The 18,417-nt window shown below is 45.6% G+C and carries 14 protein-coding genes; 5 read left to right on the top strand and 9 right to left on the bottom strand.

The window, feature by feature from the left end; translation table 11 throughout:
- Window positions 1-55: 55 nt before the first annotated feature.
- The 3 genes from ACYVGO_RS22355 to ACYVGO_RS22345 all read right to left on the bottom strand — a co-directional run bounded on the left by ACYVGO_RS22355 (window position 56) and on the right by ACYVGO_RS22345 (window position 3,240).
- Window positions 56-1,357: a DUF4249 domain-containing protein gene (locus ACYVGO_RS22355; protein ID WP_460971177.1), complete on the bottom strand. Its 1,302-nt coding sequence runs from the start codon at window positions 1,355-1,357 to the stop codon at window positions 56-58.
- A 106-nt stretch (window positions 1,358-1,463) separates the two neighbouring features.
- Entirely contained in the window at window positions 1,464-2,432 is a 969-nt protein-coding gene (locus ACYVGO_RS22350) for a hypothetical protein (protein WP_460971176.1), read from the bottom strand.
- Between the two features lie 91 nt (window positions 2,433-2,523).
- A complete protein-coding gene (locus ACYVGO_RS22345; protein ID WP_460971175.1) occupies window positions 2,524-3,240 on the bottom strand; it encodes a hypothetical protein in 717 nt (238 codons plus the stop codon).
- 377 nt (window positions 3,241-3,617) lie between these two features.
- Between ACYVGO_RS22345 and ACYVGO_RS22340 the strand changes: the two genes are divergently transcribed.
- The 4 genes from ACYVGO_RS22340 to ACYVGO_RS22325 are packed head-to-tail and all read left to right on the top strand — an operon-like array spanning window position 3,618 to window position 9,868.
- On the top strand, window positions 3,618-6,014 hold the full coding sequence (locus ACYVGO_RS22340; protein WP_460971174.1) for a TonB-dependent receptor: 2,397 nt from the start codon (window positions 3,618-3,620) through the stop codon (window positions 6,012-6,014).
- 12 nt (window positions 6,015-6,026) lie between these two features.
- The gene (locus tag ACYVGO_RS22335; RefSeq protein ID WP_460971173.1) at window positions 6,027-7,196 is read left to right on the top strand and encodes a DUF4249 domain-containing protein; all 1,170 of its coding nucleotides are present in this window, start codon (window positions 6,027-6,029) and stop codon (window positions 7,194-7,196) included.
- 22 nt (window positions 7,197-7,218) lie between these two features.
- The gene (locus ACYVGO_RS22330) at window positions 7,219-8,523 is read left to right on the top strand and encodes a DUF4249 domain-containing protein (protein ID WP_460971172.1); all 1,305 of its coding nucleotides are present in this window, start codon (window positions 7,219-7,221) and stop codon (window positions 8,521-8,523) included.
- Between the two features lie 19 nt (window positions 8,524-8,542).
- Window positions 8,543-9,868, top strand: a complete 1,326-nt coding sequence (locus ACYVGO_RS22325) for a DUF4249 domain-containing protein (RefSeq protein ID WP_460971171.1) — start codon at window positions 8,543-8,545, stop codon at window positions 9,866-9,868.
- 70 nt (window positions 9,869-9,938) lie between these two features.
- On the opposite strand, the gene ACYVGO_RS22320 is transcribed toward ACYVGO_RS22325, so the two are convergent.
- The 6 genes from ACYVGO_RS22320 to ACYVGO_RS22295 form a co-directional block, all read right to left on the bottom strand.
- Complete coding sequence (locus ACYVGO_RS22320; RefSeq protein ID WP_460971170.1) at window positions 9,939-12,161, bottom strand: peptidase domain-containing ABC transporter; 2,223 nt, start codon at window positions 12,159-12,161, stop codon at window positions 9,939-9,941.
- Between the two features lie 147 nt (window positions 12,162-12,308).
- Window positions 12,309-13,679, bottom strand: a complete 1,371-nt coding sequence (locus ACYVGO_RS22315; RefSeq protein ID WP_460971169.1) for a hypothetical protein — start codon at window positions 13,677-13,679, stop codon at window positions 12,309-12,311.
- Between the two features lie 5 nt (window positions 13,680-13,684).
- Window positions 13,685-14,452, bottom strand: coding sequence for an ABC transporter ATP-binding protein (locus ACYVGO_RS22310; RefSeq protein ID WP_460971168.1), 768 nt, complete (start codon window positions 14,450-14,452; stop codon window positions 13,685-13,687).
- A gap of 32 nt (window positions 14,453-14,484) precedes the next feature.
- Window positions 14,485-15,003, bottom strand: coding sequence for a hypothetical protein (locus ACYVGO_RS22305; protein WP_460971167.1), 519 nt, complete (start codon window positions 15,001-15,003; stop codon window positions 14,485-14,487).
- Between the two features lie 8 nt (window positions 15,004-15,011).
- Window positions 15,012-15,668, bottom strand: a complete 657-nt coding sequence (locus ACYVGO_RS22300; RefSeq protein WP_460971166.1) for a hypothetical protein — start codon at window positions 15,666-15,668, stop codon at window positions 15,012-15,014.
- A gap of 639 nt (window positions 15,669-16,307) precedes the next feature.
- Window positions 16,308-16,952 carry a response regulator transcription factor gene (locus ACYVGO_RS22295; protein WP_460971165.1) on the bottom strand — a complete coding sequence of 215 codons (645 nt, stop codon included), beginning with the start codon at window positions 16,950-16,952 and terminating at the stop codon, window positions 16,308-16,310.
- A gap of 365 nt (window positions 16,953-17,317) precedes the next feature.
- Here ACYVGO_RS22295 and ACYVGO_RS22290 point away from each other — a divergent pair, with 365 nt between their 5' ends.
- Complete coding sequence (locus ACYVGO_RS22290; RefSeq protein ID WP_460971164.1) at window positions 17,318-18,355, top strand: GNAT family N-acetyltransferase; 1,038 nt, start codon at window positions 17,318-17,320, stop codon at window positions 18,353-18,355.
- The last annotated feature ends 62 nt before the right edge of the window (window positions 18,356-18,417 follow it).

The following is an 18,417-nucleotide window of genomic DNA, read 5'->3' as shown; positions in this document are numbered from 1 at the left end:
AAACAACAGCTCTGTATTTTTCGGAATACGACCTGTTTTTTCTGATTATTACGAATTAATCCTGCCAGCCAACTGGCTTAAACGGCGTTCGGCTGTCGCTGGGGACACAGATAGCGGTTACCGGTCGGGGAGGGCCGCCCAGGATTCGGATATTGGGGTAGGGGTAGAGCGGTTCGGGGATGGGTTGTCGTAGATTAAGCGAGTAGAACAATTCAGAACCCGGTAATTTAGATTCTCCAGCCGGGTCCGTCTGCCCGAATGGCAGGCCGATCACATCTTTCCGATCGAGCCAATGCCGGACCGCCGACACGGCCGACGCTGTAAAATACCCCACCACCCGTTCCTGACTGTTGCTGGTATTCTGAATATTACCCACCGGAGCCGATGGTATGGGATCGGCGATACCGCCCACGTTCTGGGTTTGATCCTGGAAGCGCTTGAAATAGGTGTAGGCTGTTTTAGTCATTGATAATTGCCGGATTTCGACCAGACAGGCGGTACTATCGTAGTAGGGAATCTGGGCAATTTTTCGCTTTGTAATCAACCCGCCATTACTGTACTGGTCATCGAACACGTTGAGCGATGAACTGTACAATATCTCCCAGCATTGGGTACGGCAAGGGTAATCATAAACATATAAACCGCTTGCCAAAGGAGGTTGACTGGCCTCGAAATAATTAGTTGGTACGAAACAGCTTTCAAATGGCTGATCGCCGGATACGTAAAACGTTTTGTCTTTATACACGTGGTCAAGAATGGTATTGACCGCATAAATACCCTGCTGACAACTCCGGCACCAGGATTGTTTTTCCCATAATTTCCACTCCCAGCGGTAATAATTATGCTCCGTGGCCGGGTCTCTCCAGTTGATATACACATCATGCCCGGCCCGATAGCCGCCGGTTAATTGTTCTTCAACGGGCAAACTGGCAGGATTATACTGAGTCGATACCCGGTCAATCGCAGGAACAGCGGGCATAATTTGTAGGCTGGACTGGTAGTGTGTTCCATCGCTGAGGGTAAATCGGAGTTGGTAACTATGGCCGATCTGGCCTTTAAAATCGCTGGGTAACTGGTAACTGCCATCCTCGCTTTCATGACAGGAAATCACAAGCGAGGAATCAACGAGCACATCCACAGTAGCTTTTGTGATGGGGACGCTACCAAAACGACCCGTGAGTGGGTCGGCTTTTGAGCGGTTGAGCCGAATAACTTGTGGTTCGGGCAGGTTCGTGATCGTTCCATCAACAACCAGCGTGTTCACTGTCCCGTTGATCATCAGCTCAGCCGGATCAACACAGGCCGTGAGCAGGCGGGTTAAGAGAAAGACAGTAAGGGTAAAAACAAGAAAGCGCATGCGAGCTAAAAAAGGTAATTTAACCAGAATGTTTTGATAAATAACACGCTGGTTTATTTCTGCTCAGCAATTGATTAAGCGTTTCAGGAGATTTTTATTCCCTAACTTATTGATTGTACGTATACTCAAGTGTTGTTGTAAGCATCCCATGCCGGTACGCTTTCAATTGAGAGGGATACCCATCAGGTCGGTATTGGTATTCGTAGCGCCAGTCATCTCGACCACCCTGCTCATTGATAGTTTGACGGGTTATCACATTGTTGGAATTGATACTATTGACGGACAGCATATCGTTCATGTCGATCATTTCAGAATCGCCCGTTGTCCGGAAAGGGTTCGGATGTGTATCGTATGTAAAATAGTCGACTGTCCAATAACCGGCTGTTGTCCCTATGCGGTCCCACAGCGCATTGCTTTTTTCATTTCGCCGGTAAATTCTATTGTCTTGTCGTTTGCCCTGGTTGTCAATGATTCCAGACCAGATATACATGCCTTCTGAATTGAATCCCAACTGGGATGCCTCAATCCCGGTTTTTTGGTACCAATCGGTAAAAACAGTATTCGTTATTTTTGTCAGCCCGGCTATACCATTATCAATAGGGCTATACATAATCGTTTTGCTGGGTAGCAGGTCATTATTCTGTGGGGAACCTTCCAGATAAGGAGCTTCCTTATTCAGTTTAGACGCGACCTGTAGTAAGTTATTACCAGCGTAACTATAAGCGAACTGGACATAAATGTGTATACCATCCAGGTAGTAGGTAGTGCGTTCACTAAGGCGGTTTTGGGCATCATACTGGTAAGCAAGCCACAATTTACCGTTGTATGTCACTTGCGTTAAGCGAAGAGTTGTACCCGGTTGATTTGATTGACCAAACGGAAATTGCTGGGCTGTACTGGTGACTCCGAAAACAGGTTGGTAGGTAGCGATCGAATCGGGCATAGAGCGGCTCAACGATCCGGTAGACGCTGTTGGCGTAACGGGTGATACAGCTAGCTGATCAGCGGTTTTAGGATGGCAGTTCAGGAGGGCCAGCAGGCTTACGGGAAGAATTAAAACGCAGGTTCTGAACATGATTGTGGATTGGTTATCAATTTTTTGGAATCACTGACTGCACAACACAAGTAGACCACACTCAGGCAAATAGCCCCGCCCAACGAGCGTGTTAGTGGCCTTTGATTTTATAAAGTACGCCAAACCGGATTACCGTGGAATTACATTCATTCCGCCCGCCAATCCAGCCACTTTTGTAATTATTCAGGCCATAGGCGTAGCTCGTATAAGCGCCAACCTTTCTATAAAATACAGCCACTTGCACTCGGGGCCTAATATCCGTTTTTATCCCTGTTCGGTCTAAAGAGGTACTGTACGTTTTACCATTATCAGCAGTAGCTTTTCCATGCTCCGTTGAACTCAACAGGTAACCAATATCAAGGCCACCCGTCAGATCCACCGAAATTTGGCGGATTCCTACTCGGTAACCCAGGTAAGGAAACGCATTCAGTTGCTTGTTTGATAGATAGGTTTGTCCGGAGGCTACATCCTGAAAAGTCCCCGTTTTATCATACCCGTTAACGCCCGTAATGGTTGTCTTACTTCGCAGGTTTTCATAGCCTACACTAACACCGGCAATAAAATTACTTCGGGAGATGCGTTGAATCTGGTAGGATGCACCATACGAAAGCCCATTTTTAGCCCCGAATGGATTGTTTGTATAGCCTGTAGTGCCATTAGACGCCAAATTCAGTTGAGAGCTTTTCTCCGCCGAATAGCCCTGAAACGAGAACAAGCCAGAATTTAAGGCCAGGATGGATTCGGTCTTCTGGCCAAAAGTCAGGTTGACCGTTAGAGTTGTTAACAGCAGTAAAAGTAACTTTTTCATAGCAGTGAACTAGATTCTTCTTACTGACCCGCTCTTAGGCTGAATAGTTGGAATGCTAGCGAAGATAGTTTTATGGCCAAACGGCTGTAAATGACCATCTATTCCTAATTCCTGACTGGCTGATTTATCAAAAAAAGTTGAGCTACAGGCCGCCCCGCCGTACGTTAACACAAGTATATAAAAGTTTCGCTATCCTTTATAATTAATGCATGTTGGTTGACTAATATTTTGGTTGAAAAGTACGATACGTGCTAAACGAATCTTAAAATAAAACCAGCTGACAGCGTTTCCCGTCCTTAATACGTCTAGGTTGATAACCAGACAAATTAGCACGCCACGCTAAAGGCAACTGTCCTACACCTTTACCTTTTCTTTTCATGATTCGATCACTACTTGTAATTGTAGTTCTGGCTATTGGAGCGTCGGTAGCCCATGCTCAGATACTGTATACACTTTCCGGTACCGTTCGCGACTCCGCCAGTCATCAGCCCATTGTGCGGGCAGCCGTGGTACTCGACTATGAAAAGTCTACCACCGGTACCTACACAGATGCAGAAGGGCATTTCTCCATTAAAACTCGAATAGGACAGCATATTCTGGTGGTACGAAGTCTGGGCTTTGTTCCGTTTCGGACCACCATCAACCTGCGTGAGAATACCGTCCTCAACGTTCGACTTCCTTCCGTATCCAGTCAGTTAGAAGAGGTTGTGGTGACCAGCAAGGGCTATGACCGAAACGTACGTCAGCCACTCCTGGGCGTGAGCCAGATTAATATCGCTACCCTCAAAAAGATGCCAGCAGCCCTGGGGGAAGTCGATATTCTGAGGAGTCTGCAAATGCTGCCCGGTGTAACCAGCGTGGGCGAAGCGGCCAACGGGGTCAATATCCGGGGCGGTACCACCGACCAAAACCTGATCCTGCTCGATGATACCCCGATTTTCAACCCGACGCACATGTTCGGGCTTTTCTCGGTCTTTCCGCCCGATGCTGTGGGAGGCCTGGATTTATACAAAGGAAACGTACCGGCTCGTTACGGCGGTCGGGCGGCTTCAGTGCTGGACATTAGTCTTCGAAATCCCGATCTGAATCAGTTTCATTTAACGGGTGGGGTGAGTTTGGTGGCCAATCGGCTAACGGTCGAAACGCCCATTATTAAAGGCAAACTGGCCCTGATGGTATCGGGGAGAGGGGCATTCAACGATTTTCTATTGCGGGCTGTTTCACCTCGTTTTGATAACATCCGGGCTAAATTTGGCGATGGGACGGCCAAGCTATTTTGGCGGGTCAACGACAAAAACACGGTGACAGCCATGGGCTATTACAGCCAGGATTTGTTTCAGACGAATCTGCTGGGAAGTCTGGCTAATGTCAATGCTGTAAATACCCAGTATGCCCAGCAAACGGCTAACGGTATGGTGCGTTGGTTTCACGCGTTCAATGATCGACTAAATCTGCAAACAACGGCCCTGGTGGCGCAATACATTCCCCGCATTTTATCGACTGAGGACAGTACCAATAACAAAGTAGTATTGAAACAATCGCTGCTGCAACGACAGGTCAAGTCGAACCTGAACTACCAGTTAGAAAACCAGAAGATCGAGGTCGGTATTAGCGGCACGCACTATCGGCTGAATCCCGGCGAGTTGATACCGGGAAATAGTCTGGCGGTAAACTATCAGAAAACGCCTATTGAAAATGCGCTGGAATTTGGGATTCATGCTGAGGATGAGATTAGTTTGTCGGAGAAGCTGGCCGTATCGGCGGGCCTGCGTTACTCCCATTTCCTGAATCTCGGGCCTTCCGTCGTCCGCCGATACGTGAACGGTGAAGTGGCCGATGCTACAACGGTTGTGGATTCTACGGTGTACGGAGCTGGCCAGGTAACGAAGCAATACGGCGGGCTGGAGCCCCGGCTGGGTTTGCGGTATGCGCTAACACCCAATTCCTCCATTAAGCTGGGCTATAACTTGATGCGGCAGTATTTGCAGGTGATCACCAATACCACCACGCCTTTACCTACCTCGCGCTGGAAAACGTCGGATGCGCATATTCAACCGCAGGTGAGCCAGTTGTTTTCGGCGGGTTATTTTCAGAATTCGAAGAATAACATTTTTGAGTTATCGGCCGAGGTATACTGGCGCAGCACGCAGCATATTCTGGATTACAAACCGGGTGCCGATTTCCTGCTGCAACCCTATCCCGAAACACAACTGCTTCCTGGAAAGAGCAAAGCCTACGGACTGGAAGTGATGGTTTCTAAGAAGAAAGGCGAGCTGACCGGCTGGGTCAACTACACCTTTGCCCGCACCCTGAATCAGGTGAACCAAGGGGTTGATTTTCAGCAGCAGATCAACGGGGGCAACTGGTACCGGGCCAACTACGACCGTCCGCACAGCCTGAACATGAGCCTGACCATCAACCAGGGGAAACACCACAGTTTTTCGTTCAACTTCGCCTATAGTTCGGGGCGCCCCTATACGGCACCGGAGGGATTCATTCGCTATCAGGGGCGAACCTACCCGTATTACGACGAGCGCAACCAGTATCGGTTGCCGGATTATCACCGGCTCGACTTCGCCTGGAACATCTACAATCCGAGTATGAAAAACCGACGCTGGCAGGGGCATTGGACGTTCACGGTGTACAATCTGTATGGCCGAAAGAATGTGTATTCGATCTTCTACCGCACGGAGGGACAGGCCACGAACCCCTACCGACTCAGCATCTTTGGCGCTCCCATCCCGAGTTTGACCTACAATTTCGAGTTCAAGTAACCACTCAACGGTATGCGTCCAATAGCAATACCTATACTGATTTGTTTATGTAGTTGCCTGGGACTCGTTACCTGTGTTGACCCGATAGAATCAACTATAAACAGTTCGCTTAATGTCATCATTGTAGACGGTACGATTACGGATGTAGCTGAACAACAGGTTATTCGACTCAGCCGCTCGCAAGCCGACCGGCTTACAGGCCGACTTGGTTCTGTACCCATTACCAAAGCTACTGTAGCTGTTGTGGTTGACTCATTGACCGTTATTTCCTGCCCTGAAACCGACGATGGTAGTTACCAATTACCCAGCGATTTTAAGGGTCAGGCTGGTCATGCTTATCAATTACGGTTCACGTTGAGTGATGATACGCAGTACGAATCAACGACCGAGATTCTGCAGCCAGTTGCTCCAATTACCCAGGCTCGTGCCCAGTTTAATGCAACCAGCTTGAGTTCAACCCAGCGGTTAAATCAGGTCTATGCGGCCGCTCACGACTTTTATATAGATTTTACCGATCCTCCCGACCAGACTAATTATTACCGTTGGGAATGGAAAGATTGGGAGCGGCAGGAGTGGTGCCGGAGTTGCCAAGGGGATATCTATCAGATCGCTGATGAACAGGGAAAACTAATTGAAGATTGTATTAAGGATCGGTTTACGTACCCTCACTTCGACTACAATTGCCGAACCCAGTGCTGGGAGATTCTTTATAGTAATGACCTGACCTTGTTCGATGATCAATACAGCAATGGGAATATGGTTAAAGCCTTACGGGTTGCTCAAGTTCCCTTGTATTCGAAAGAACACTGTCTGGTCGAGATTCGTCAGACATCATTAACGAAACAGGCTTATACGTATTTCAAACGGCTAAACGATCAGACCCAAAAGACGGGTGGGGTAGCCGGGGCGCAGCCAGCCCTGTTGCTAGGTAATATCTATAACCTAGCGAAGAAGAATGAGCCAGTGGTTGGCTACTTCAGTGCGTCGGGTGTTTCTGCGGTTCGGTGCTGGTTAACCCGAAGCGATGCGACGGGCTTTGCTCCCGGTTTATTTCAGGCACTCAATGGGAGGGATCCCGTTCTGGAATATGGCGTCCAACCTGCTCGTTATCGTCCGCCGTTGGCCGTCTGCGTATCCAGCGACAGTCGAACGCCCTATAAGCCCGAAGGCTGGCGGGACTAAACCGATACTCAACAACTTGGTTATGCGTACTTTCTCTTCATCAATTCGTTTGCTGTTCTGGCTACCCTTATTTATGACGGTAGCCTGTGTTGATCCTGAGGACATCCTCCTGCGGGGTACCAATGATATTCTGGTGGTCGATGGCACGATTACCAATCTGGCCGAAACGCAACTTATTACTATTAATCGTTCCCGGGCCGACCGATTGACAGGCCGGTTCGGCACCCTGCCCATCACCAAAGCGACGGTCGAAGTGATCATGGATTCCTCAGTAGTGACTCTAGCCCATGAAACCACTGATGGCCTTTATCAACTACCGGCAGACTTTAAAGGCCAGGTAGGGCATGCCTACCAGTTGCGACTCACCCTCACGGATGGTACTCACTATGAATCGACCCAGCAAGTCATGCTCACCGCAGTCCCCATTGATAAGATACACGCTCAGTTCAACCTCAAAAGTTTGTCTCCCTCATTTCGGGGTTACTATACCTCGGGCCATGATGTGTTTATCGAGTTGGAGGACCCCATCGACCAGCGAAACTACTACCGCTGGGATTGGATTGACTACGAGCCTCAGCACTGGTGCCGCAGCTGCTATCAAGGCTTTTATTCAATCTTTACCCCAATCGAAGTGAGTCATGAGAGGTATATTTCCGGGCCTGACTTGTTAGAAGACTGTTATTTCCCGCGCATCGTCTATACGACCGATTTTGTTTACAACCGCAACTTTGATTATGTCTGCCGCACCCAATGCTGGGAGATGCTGCATAGTTACAACGTGGCGTTGTTTGATGACCAATACACCAATGGGGGCCTTATCCCCAATTTCAAAGTAGCCGCTATCCCCTTTTATCAACATGGCCCCTGCTTGGTACATGTGCGCCAGTCTTCACTAACCCCTGATGCCTACCGTTATTTCAAGCTGTTTCAAGACCAAACCCAGAACACAGGCGGCCTGGCCGACACACCCCCCACGGCCCCCATTGGTAATGTGCACAATGTGGCTAATCCTAAAGAAGTGGTGGTAGGTTATTTTACGGCCTCGGGGGTGTATAGTAAACCACTCTATATTGACCGTAAGGATTATCAGGGCCTGCCCTTAGGCTACGATCCCATCAATGGATATTCGGATCAGATAGGGAGTGAACTCTTCTATGCCTTGTATGGACGCTACCCCAGTCCCGAACCCACTCCCGACCCCAATCCTCCTCGGAACGCCCCGCTGGTAGTGAACTTTTTCGTTGACAATACACCCCGCCCGCCGACGGCCATATGTGCACCCCTTGACCAACGAACGCCCTTCAAGCCCGAAGGCTGGCGGGATTAAACCACCCCATGACTACGTTATGAAAACTTCACTTTCTGTACTACGTCTGTTTCTCGGGCTGCTGGTAGGTACGCTGGTTTCCTGCGTCGATCCTGAAGACCTGATACTGCGGGGTACGGTGGATATTATTGTGGTAGATGGGGCCATAACGAATCTGGCCGAATCGCAAACCATTCGGCTTAATCGCTCCAAATCGGACCCCCTCACCGGCCGATTTGGTACCCGGCCCATCACTAAAGCAACGGTCGAAGTGGTGGTAGACTCGGCGCAGGTCATCCCCTGCCATGAAACCGTGGACGGGAGTTATCAACTCCCCAGCGATTTTAAAGGTCAGGTGGGACATGCCTATCAACTCCGGTTTACCCTTAGTGATGGCGCCCAATATGTATCAAGTCAGCAGGTTATTCAGGCTGTGCCACCCATTGATAAGGTGACATCTCAGTTTAATCCCAAAAGTATTTTCCCCGCTTTAGCTGGATTTTATACCGCTGGCCATGACCTATTTATAGACACCCGTGACCCTGCCGAAACTCGAAATTATTACCGCTGGGACTGGAAGCTCTACGAAAGACAGGAGTGGTGTAAAACTTGCTACCAAGGTGTTTACGCCATTTTTGGCGATATTACGACCCAGTTAATGGAAAACCCTCCGCCAGCAGGGAACTATTACATCTATACATCCGGCAACAAGAAACTGCTGGAAGACTGTTACTATGAACTGACACCCCCGCCATACTCGCTAAGAAACCCAGTCCCTGAATACAAATACGATTATAATTGCCGGACTAACTGTTGGGAGATCATTTACAGCCACAACTTTAACCTCTTCAGCGATCAGTTTACAAATGGAGGATTGATCGTAAACCGAAATATAGCCCAAATCCCTTTTTACGACCGTAATCCAGGTTTGGTAGAAATTCGACAAAGTTCACTGACACCTGATGCCTACCGGTATTTTCAACTATTTCAACAACAGACCCAGAATACGGGCGGATTAGCCGATTCTCCTCCGTCGGCTCTGGCTGGAAATGTGCATAATGTAGCGAATAATCGAGAAGCGGTCGTTGGCTATTTCGCAGCTACGTCGGTAGCCACGTTTCGTTACTGGCTGGATCGTAAAGATGCGTATGGCGTATCCTTGGGTGGAACTGCTCCAGGTGGTTACTCCGGTCTGCCAGGTGCTGAGCTATTTTACGCGCTTAATCTACGACTGCCTATACCCGAGCCTACTTTTCCAGAAGTGCCCCAGCTTCAGCTCCTTAGCGCACCTTCACGTCCACCAACAGCCATTTGTGCACCCAGCGATACGAAAACTCCTTATAAGCCCGAAGGCTGGCGGGATTAATGGATAATAAAAAGCGCCCCAACTCTAATAGAAGTTGGGTCACTACGTTGCTACCAACAGAAGTGGCCAGTTACGTCAAAATCGGCTCCAGCGCGGCCCGGTTTTCGTTGAGCCAGTCGTTTGATTCTTCATTGACGAACGCTAATTGAGCCGCATTCAGTTTTATAAATTGCCCTTGTGCGAACGTATAGGCTCTGTTGGCACGGTAGGCGGTTTGAGGTTTATGGGTAATCAATAAAGTACCCATTTCAGGCCGCAGACGTTCCAGTAAATCAAGCACAAACTGCTCTGTGTGTTTGTCCATAGCCGCCGTTGGCTCATCGAGTAAGAGAAGTTGCGGGTTTCGGTATAAAGCTCTGGCTAAGGCCACCAACTGCCGTTGGCCACCCGAAATGGCAATGCCATCCTCGCCAAGCATTGTTAAATATCCTTGTGGGAATGTCTCGAAAAAACGATCAAAACCATATTGCTGACAAAAACGAACAATTTCTTCTGCTTCTTCTGTCGTATTGCCCAGGCAGATATTGTCGAGTAACGTACCGCTAAACAGTTTAACCTGCTGAGGAACCACGCCTATTATCTGCCGCCAGATTGTCGTATTGACGGTGATCCAGTCATTTCCATTCAGGCTGATCTGACCCGCTTCTGGGATGTAGAACCGTTGAATCAGTTGAAGTAGTGTACTCTTTCCACAGCCACTTTCGCCCAGGATTGCAATCAATTCGCCTTTATTAAGCGCCAGCGAAATATTGTCTAATTGCAAAGGCCGTCCTGGAAACCGGAAGTGGAGATTGCTGATTGTTAGCGATGAAAATGCGAACGCTGGATCAGGTTCGATGGACGTATTGGTTGATTTCTGTCCAGTTGGCCGATGCCATTCGGGTGTCAGATGGGCATATTCGTACATGCGCTCAAAGGCTACGTTGGCTTCCTGAATCTGGATATTGGTCATGGCCAGACTCGCCACAGCAGGTAGAATGCTGCCCGTCAGGGTAAGAACCGCCATCATTTCGCCCAGTTGCAATGATTTGCCGACAACCAGAAATGAGGTAACTGAAATAAGGCCAGCAATGAGCAAGGCACTAATGATCTCGGCGGTCAGATTAAGCCGTAGTCCAACCGTACCGAGTTGATATACTTTATCCTGAAAATGGCTGTAAATGACTTTGGTAACTGTACTAAAGAATGACTCCCGATTGGTAGATTTGATCACATCAATACCCTGAATCGTATCGACGTAATTACTTTCGGTATGCGCTGATGCGGCCATTACCTCACGCTGCCCGTCGATAATGCGCTGATGATATAGCCACACCAAACCACCGTAGAGTGGAATACTAAGTAAACTCAACAGGCCAATCCAGACCGAGTAGGTAAACAGATAGCCTGCGGATACCAGCACTACCAGCGCATTGATGACCACCGAACCTGTCAGGTGGCTGATGGCTCGTTGAATGCGTCCCGTGTCGTTTAAGCGCGCAATGAGTTCACCCGTTTTGCGACTGTCGAAAAATGATTTGGGTAAATGGAGCATCGCGTCGTAAAATCGGTTGATAATACGGTTATTAAAATCGCGGCTTTGTCGATTAAGGAGAAAGCCACGCAGATAAGTGACAATGGCTCGTGCTAGTAACAGAAACGTCAGGAGCGAGAGCCCGAGAATCAGTCGTTTTGTATCGTGTTTAGGCAGGATTTCGTCGATGAGTTTCTGCGAGAAGATAGCCGTCGATAAGCCCAATCCGGCGGTTACGATGCCTAAACCCGTAGCAATACCCAACAGTGGCAGATCATCGCGGACGAGACTGAGTAACCAGCGACGTTTCGCTTTTGTCTCATCGTCCTGTTGACGTAACGTAGTGTTAGGCGTAAGCGTCAGGAGTAATCGTGATGACCAAATAGCGGCTAATTCCTCGGTTGTATAGGTGACAATGCCCTGCGCGGGGTCGCCAATAAGAAAATGTTGACGAACGGCATCCCAACAATAACAGACTATATAATGCTGAAGCCTGTTATCGATCAATACATGTAGAATAACTGGCCCGCTGACATCGGTTTTTAGATTTTCAACAGAATCGGCCTCCATCCCTTTTGCATCGAAACCAATTTGCGACGCAGCCTGATATAAACCCAACATGGAGGTTCCCTGCGGATCAGTGCCGCTCAACTCGCGAAGTCGCTCCAGACGGCTGTGACCGCCATAGTACGCTAATAATGAAGCCAGGCAGGCCACCCCACAGTCAGCCTGGCCCTGTTGCCGAACGAGTGTTTGCTCAATGTGTTTGCGAGGTTTCATATCAGAGAATGGGTTGGGTGAAATACTCAAAGAGAAACCAAAGCAGTTGCCAGAGAACCGATAAAATCTGTTCCATATTGATAATCAGTACGTAGTGAAGGAGGATTTAGAGATGCCAGGAAATGACTTTAACGTGTTTATTTTGTTTTACCGAACCCGCTTTATCAACTTATCGTACATATCGTACTTTGTCAAATAACTATTATAGTTTTTAAAATGCTGGATGGTTGCCACTAGTACTGCTATAGTGACGCTTACAGTGACAAAATAGGCCCAATAAAAGAGCAGAGGTAATGTAGCAAGACCCAACGTTAGTAATGAAGTTAGTATACTTAAAAAATTTACGTTTCCCTGTCTGTCGAATGAGATAATTGATGTTATGTAGATTGGTTTATAAAATGAAAACCACAGCCCTCCTAACGTCAGTAAAATCGCGGTTGTCAGATAAAACAGGAGGGAGTCTAAATGTAATTGATTCGTAACGATCAAACAGATTACGGTCAGGATGAAATCGATCATGAGGGGAACTGTAATTAATTTCAGAAACCATCTGATTTGAGTAGATACTGCCGTAGTACGGCTGCTTAAATTAATCCATAATGCAGTGAAATACCCCCAGCTATTATTGAATAGATAAGAATATAGTAGGACTGGCGACAAGTAAACGGTCGAAATCAAGAAGTTAAGCTCTTGGTTCGAACTCGTTGTCTTTAATTTTGATAAGGTAGGAACCAAAAGGGCAAGTTTTACTAAAAAACCAATAAGTAGAATCGTTCGAGAGGTATTCTTTCTAAGGAAATAAAAATAATGATCTTGGAAGAAATCAGGGAAAGAACTGAGTACAGGCTGGTTCCTGATGACTTCAGTAATATTCTTGTCAATTAAAAAATTTATAGTAGCAAAGGCAATAAAAGCTACGATCACCGAAAATAGATTAATTTCGGTCTTATTAATATGCGTCCAGTAATACCATAGTGCATAGCCCGATAATCCGTTCAATAAAACCCACACACCTTTGTATGACACTTGATACTCAATAAGCAGTTTCAGGGATCTGATGATAAAGAAAACGGTTGTTATTCCGCTAAGCGACATCAGCAAGAATGAGAAGGTGAAAAAAGGGCTTGACAGCCAACAAGAAACGTAGAATAAAAAGATAGATACGAATAGTAATGTTAATCCATCATTTACAACGCCAAGCAACCAACTTAGTATCGGTTTTATAGGGTACGATTTCGCTACTAATTTTTCTGATTTTACATATGTAGGGAAAAAATTGCTGATAAGATATAAAATGCCTATAACCAGATTGATGTAGAGGGAAAAATCCTGAAAAGAAAAATTAACCTTCTTGTGATTGGTATCCGAAAATAAGACTTTGGAAATTAGCCCTAACCCAATGCCGTACAGCACAACAAGAATCACCCAAAAAGTGCGAAAGACAATTTGAGTGGCCGATTTATTTATGCCAGTTAACGAGCGCAGTCGTTTATGTAAAACAAAAACTAATAGATGCATAACCCTTAGTCGTTAAGCCAGTTTGGTGTAGCTAAATTTGTCTCTTTAGTCTGCAACATCCTATAAAGCGTTGAATCGACCAAGGACTTTCCCACTATTGCAAAATCGTCTACGCTACCGTCATACACACTTGTGCCATCATTGATTACCAAAATACGATTAGCTATTTGCTCCAGATAAGCCAGATCGTGCGAGGCAACTAGTATGATGTGGTCAGGGATACTATAAGCCTGTATCAATGTAATGAGCTGATGCGCCGTAACTGGATCTAAACCCGTAAATGGTTCGTCCAGAATTAGTACAGCAGGCTTATGGATGAGGGCAGCACAGAGCGAAATCTTTTTTCGCATCCCGGTAGAGTACTGAGCAATAGAGCGTTTGAGCGATTGCTCTTCCCCAAACATAAAGTCGTTGAGACTGGCTATACGTTCGGTAATGACTTTTTGATCAAGTTTATACAACTGGCCGATAAATCGCAGATATTCTTCACCCGTAAATTCGTCAATCGGTAATACCTCGTTACTTAGAAAGCCTACCTGTTGTTTGTATACATAATTCTGTTTATTAATTAACTGGCCGTTGTAATATATTTGGCCTTCGTCAGGTATAGTCAAGTCGAGTAAGCAATTAAGTAATGTCGTTTTGCCAACCCCATTCCTACCAATAATCCCTAAACAGGTACCACCTTTAATAGTTAGGTTAATATTGCTAAGTACTGTTCGACTTCCGAAGCACTTAACTAAGTTTTTAATTTCGATTTTAGTAGTTTCCATGAATCGAGCTCCCTGACTGTGAGAGCGTTTAGCTATATGTACTTAAGCAGTTTGTCAATACTGACTTCACCTTTGAAGCGTTTTACTAGATGCCCTGATCGATTGAAAATCAATGCTGATGGGATGCTATTAAATCCAAACTTCTCAACGGCGTCTTTATAAGACAACCGGGCAATCTGAATAGCAGTTATAGCTTTTTTTAACGAAAATTTTTTGTCGAACTGTTCGAGATCCTGTAGAGATGATGAAGACAGTAGAATTAAATTCACCGATGACAGAATCTTAGCTTTCGACACTAATTCTTTGGCTTCATGTATGCAGTGATCGCATTCGGGATGCACATATATGAATATGGTGGATTTACTTGTGTCGATCTGATCCTTAGTCAATATTTTACTTCCTAATAATTCGGCCTTAAATGAAGGAATTTGTTGTTTTATTTGTTCTTCCACCATTTTACTTTGTTGAATCTGGTGAAGTGCCCGGCTAGTTAAAAAGCCTATTAGAGCAATTGTAAGCCCCATTAGAAGGACGCTTATTTTCTTTTTCATAGCCATTTTTACAAAGTTTGAATAAAAACTACAGTTGCTATCCACAAAAACAAAGCTGGAATATAACTTGCAAATGTCACTTCTAAGCTTTTCGAGTAGGAGGTTAACTGATCAGATTTATATAGGCCATACGCTAATACCAGGATATACCCTAACTCAAATACATTGGCTAATTGTAGTGGATAGAGCCAATAGGAAGTTACAGTATTTATATTTGTTAGTTGCAACATCGAAAGCGGATAAAAGTATTGAAGTTCAAGTGGTGTAAAATCAGGATGTAGAAATAAAAAATAAAACGTCTTCACAATTGATGCCGTGAAGAAGACTAGTTCACTCAACATAACAATTTTAAATACCTGCCCCATTTGGAATGGTTTATTAAGTAGGAACAATCCTAAGCTTAAGCAAATGGTCACGAACGAAAATTTTATTAAATAGGAGAAGGGTATGATTATGAAGATCAGCCAACCCCATCTTTCTTGATCCGCAATTAATTGGTCAACTCGTTCCGTACTTAGCTGATTGCCAAGCAACTGTTCATAAAAACTCTTGTCAATAAACAGGTATTTGTTCAACAGGTGGTATCCCACTGCCACAAAACTAAATACGAAGAAATACAGCCAAGGATTATAGTTAAAATCTTCCTTTCTAATAAACTTTGCCATAATTATATAAGTAGACTTTACTTATGATTAGCTGTAATACGCTGCTCATACTAAATAGTCTGCTGGTTAGGTTAGATCAGTTAGTATATTAGTACGAGCAGCGTACTCCGTCTTATTTAGCAGAAAGCAGCGCATAATCCCCAACCTGCGCAGAAGCTTGCAGCTCCCCAGCCTACGGGCCCCCCAAAAACACCTACTACAGCGATGATAGCGCACGCACCGTTGACTCCGTCAATTACGTCTTTTGCTTTGCCGCCTTCTACTTTTTCCATCTGAGATAATGATAACTTATTCATAGTTTTTCGTGAAGTTGGTTAAAGATTAAATTGAATTATTCTTTCCAGGCTGCGTATAAAAATGCTCCACATGAAGGCCCAAACATAATAAGTGATACTACACCCCCAACTGCTGCCGCTGCACACGTAACCGCAGCTCCCCAAGATGGAAGACTCATTCCTCCTTTTGTCTCTTGCATTTTAATAATTGACAAGGTTTTCATGTAATTAGGTTTTGATAGTTTCCTACTCTATTTTAAGGCTTTTCGGCATCCGCCTTTGTTGCGCGTCAACGAGACAAAGGTGGCACAACCATTAATCTTGCACATGAAGGAACTTACTCATTTTTTATAGGTGAGTTCCCTCATTTTGTATAAGTAAGTTCAGGTGCTGCCAGTATTTTCTCGCGGTTTAGTAACGCAAACTTTACTAAGCTTCCCGGCCCAGCGCTCACGTTGAGTTTCTGCGAGATTTTGTATTTGTGATTATCCACCGTTTTAGGACTAATGAAGAGTATACCGGCAATTTGTGGCCCGCTTTTCCCTTCAGCCAGCAGCCTTAATACCCGGCGTTCACACTGGGTAAGCTCATGCCAGCCCGGAAAAGGTGCCTTCGTTGTTGAGACTGAGTGAGTTGCCAATAAAGCCGATACATAAAAATGACCATTTGAAACCGTCTGCAGGCACTTGTTCAACTCCGACAGTAGGCAGACTACATCTACGTCAAGTGCTTCTAACAGAGGCCAAAGTACACCAGGCTTCGGTGCGTTGGGGAGAACACACAGCATGATACGGGTAGTAGGGCTGCTCCGGCGGAGCTGAGCGAATAAACCAGGCTGCTCTGCATACTCACTAGTGAGCAATGCAAAATCAGGTTTTTGAGATCGAATTTGATTGACAAAAATGGTTTCATCCGTTTGCAACTGTTCACAGCCTAGGCTGGCTTCATTAGGGATAAGCGAATGCAAAAGCATCGTACTTCGACGGCGGCATAGGATTAGAATAGACATACGATACTATACAAAGAGACAAATTAATAGGCATGTATGAATGAAGTGATACAAATAAACACTGGGTAAATGTAATTGCCAATACTAAAGAAGTTACAAATGGGAAGACAAGGACGTAACGGGTTAAAACGAGGACGAAACCGCTTTTTTGAAGGACGAAACCCTTGTATTCACTGGTCGGCTCCTTCGTGTACAGGCTCTCAGCAAAACTTGGTAACTATGTTAAGTAGCCAGTCGGTTTTCTATTTTAGGCTATTAGTAACATAAGATGTCCATAAAATTGCCTAACAATTAAACATTATTGTATATTTACACTATTAATCTAGCTAATAACTAGTACTATTGGTGACAGGAAAGCCTACAGTATGCCGGATCTCGTTCTTATTCAAAACAATACAGTATCCCTTGTCGTGAAGCGAGTGGCTGACATGGCTGCCGTCGATTTACTGCAAAATACGCTCTATGGAACAAAGGGCATACGCTATCGACAAACTGGCCAGGAGCGCAAAATACCAGAACTCTTCAATCCTTTATTCTTTCACCTGTACATAAACGGAAGCCTTCAAGGTCTGTATTGTCTTGACCGTCGTGTTGTAGAAGGAAACAGCAGGGTTGAGGCTTTTTATGGGCGCTATTTAGCCGTGTCAAAGGCGTATCAGCGGAAAGGGTATGGGAAACTCCTGAAAACCGAAGCGGTCAAGTATGTGCGTACATTGATTCCCGAACCTTTTCTCTTTTATTCCTATGTAGAAGAGAAAAACATACGCTCATTAATTCTTTCTCAGCAGCTAGATTTTCGCTCAATCACCACGCTTAAAACCTTTGTTTTTCGGCATCTATATCCTGTTGTTGATAAACGATTTTGTCGACTTGATGACCATTCTTTGGCTCTGCCCTTATTGAAGGCGTATTACAAAAATTATTCATTAGCTGTCTATGACAAGGTCTTTGAAAATGGAAACTACTTTATTCTCAAAGAGGGTCAAACAATACTAGCTGGTGTTCATGCTAGCCCAACAACCTGGCAATTCGATCATATGCCGGGTTTGATGGGCTGGATTATGATGAATGGATTTCCTAAACTGCCCATCTTAAAAAAGCTATTTAAACCGACCTATACTTTTTTATCGCTGGAAGGAATATACCTATCCCAAGGCAGCGAGTCGCTACTGGCTGTGCTCATAGAAAGTGTCCTTGCCCATTTTAAACTCCATGCCGCTCTGGTACAGATTGATACGAGAGATAAATTGATCCATACAGTACAGGTGAATAAAGGACGCCTAAGCGGATTTCAGAAAGGGGTATCAACGCATGTTCTGGTTAAGCCAATTAGTTTAACAGATTCCCAGTTCAAGTGTATTCAGGACGGGGTGGTCTATGTATCTTCCTTTGATTTCACCTGATTGCTAATGGCTACAGCATCTGCAAATTCTATCACAAAACTGCTGGAGCAATCTAAACAGCG

The sequence above is a fragment of the Spirosoma migulaei genome (assembly GCF_054776855.1).
This window is presented reverse-complemented; position numbering and strand designations above follow the sequence as displayed.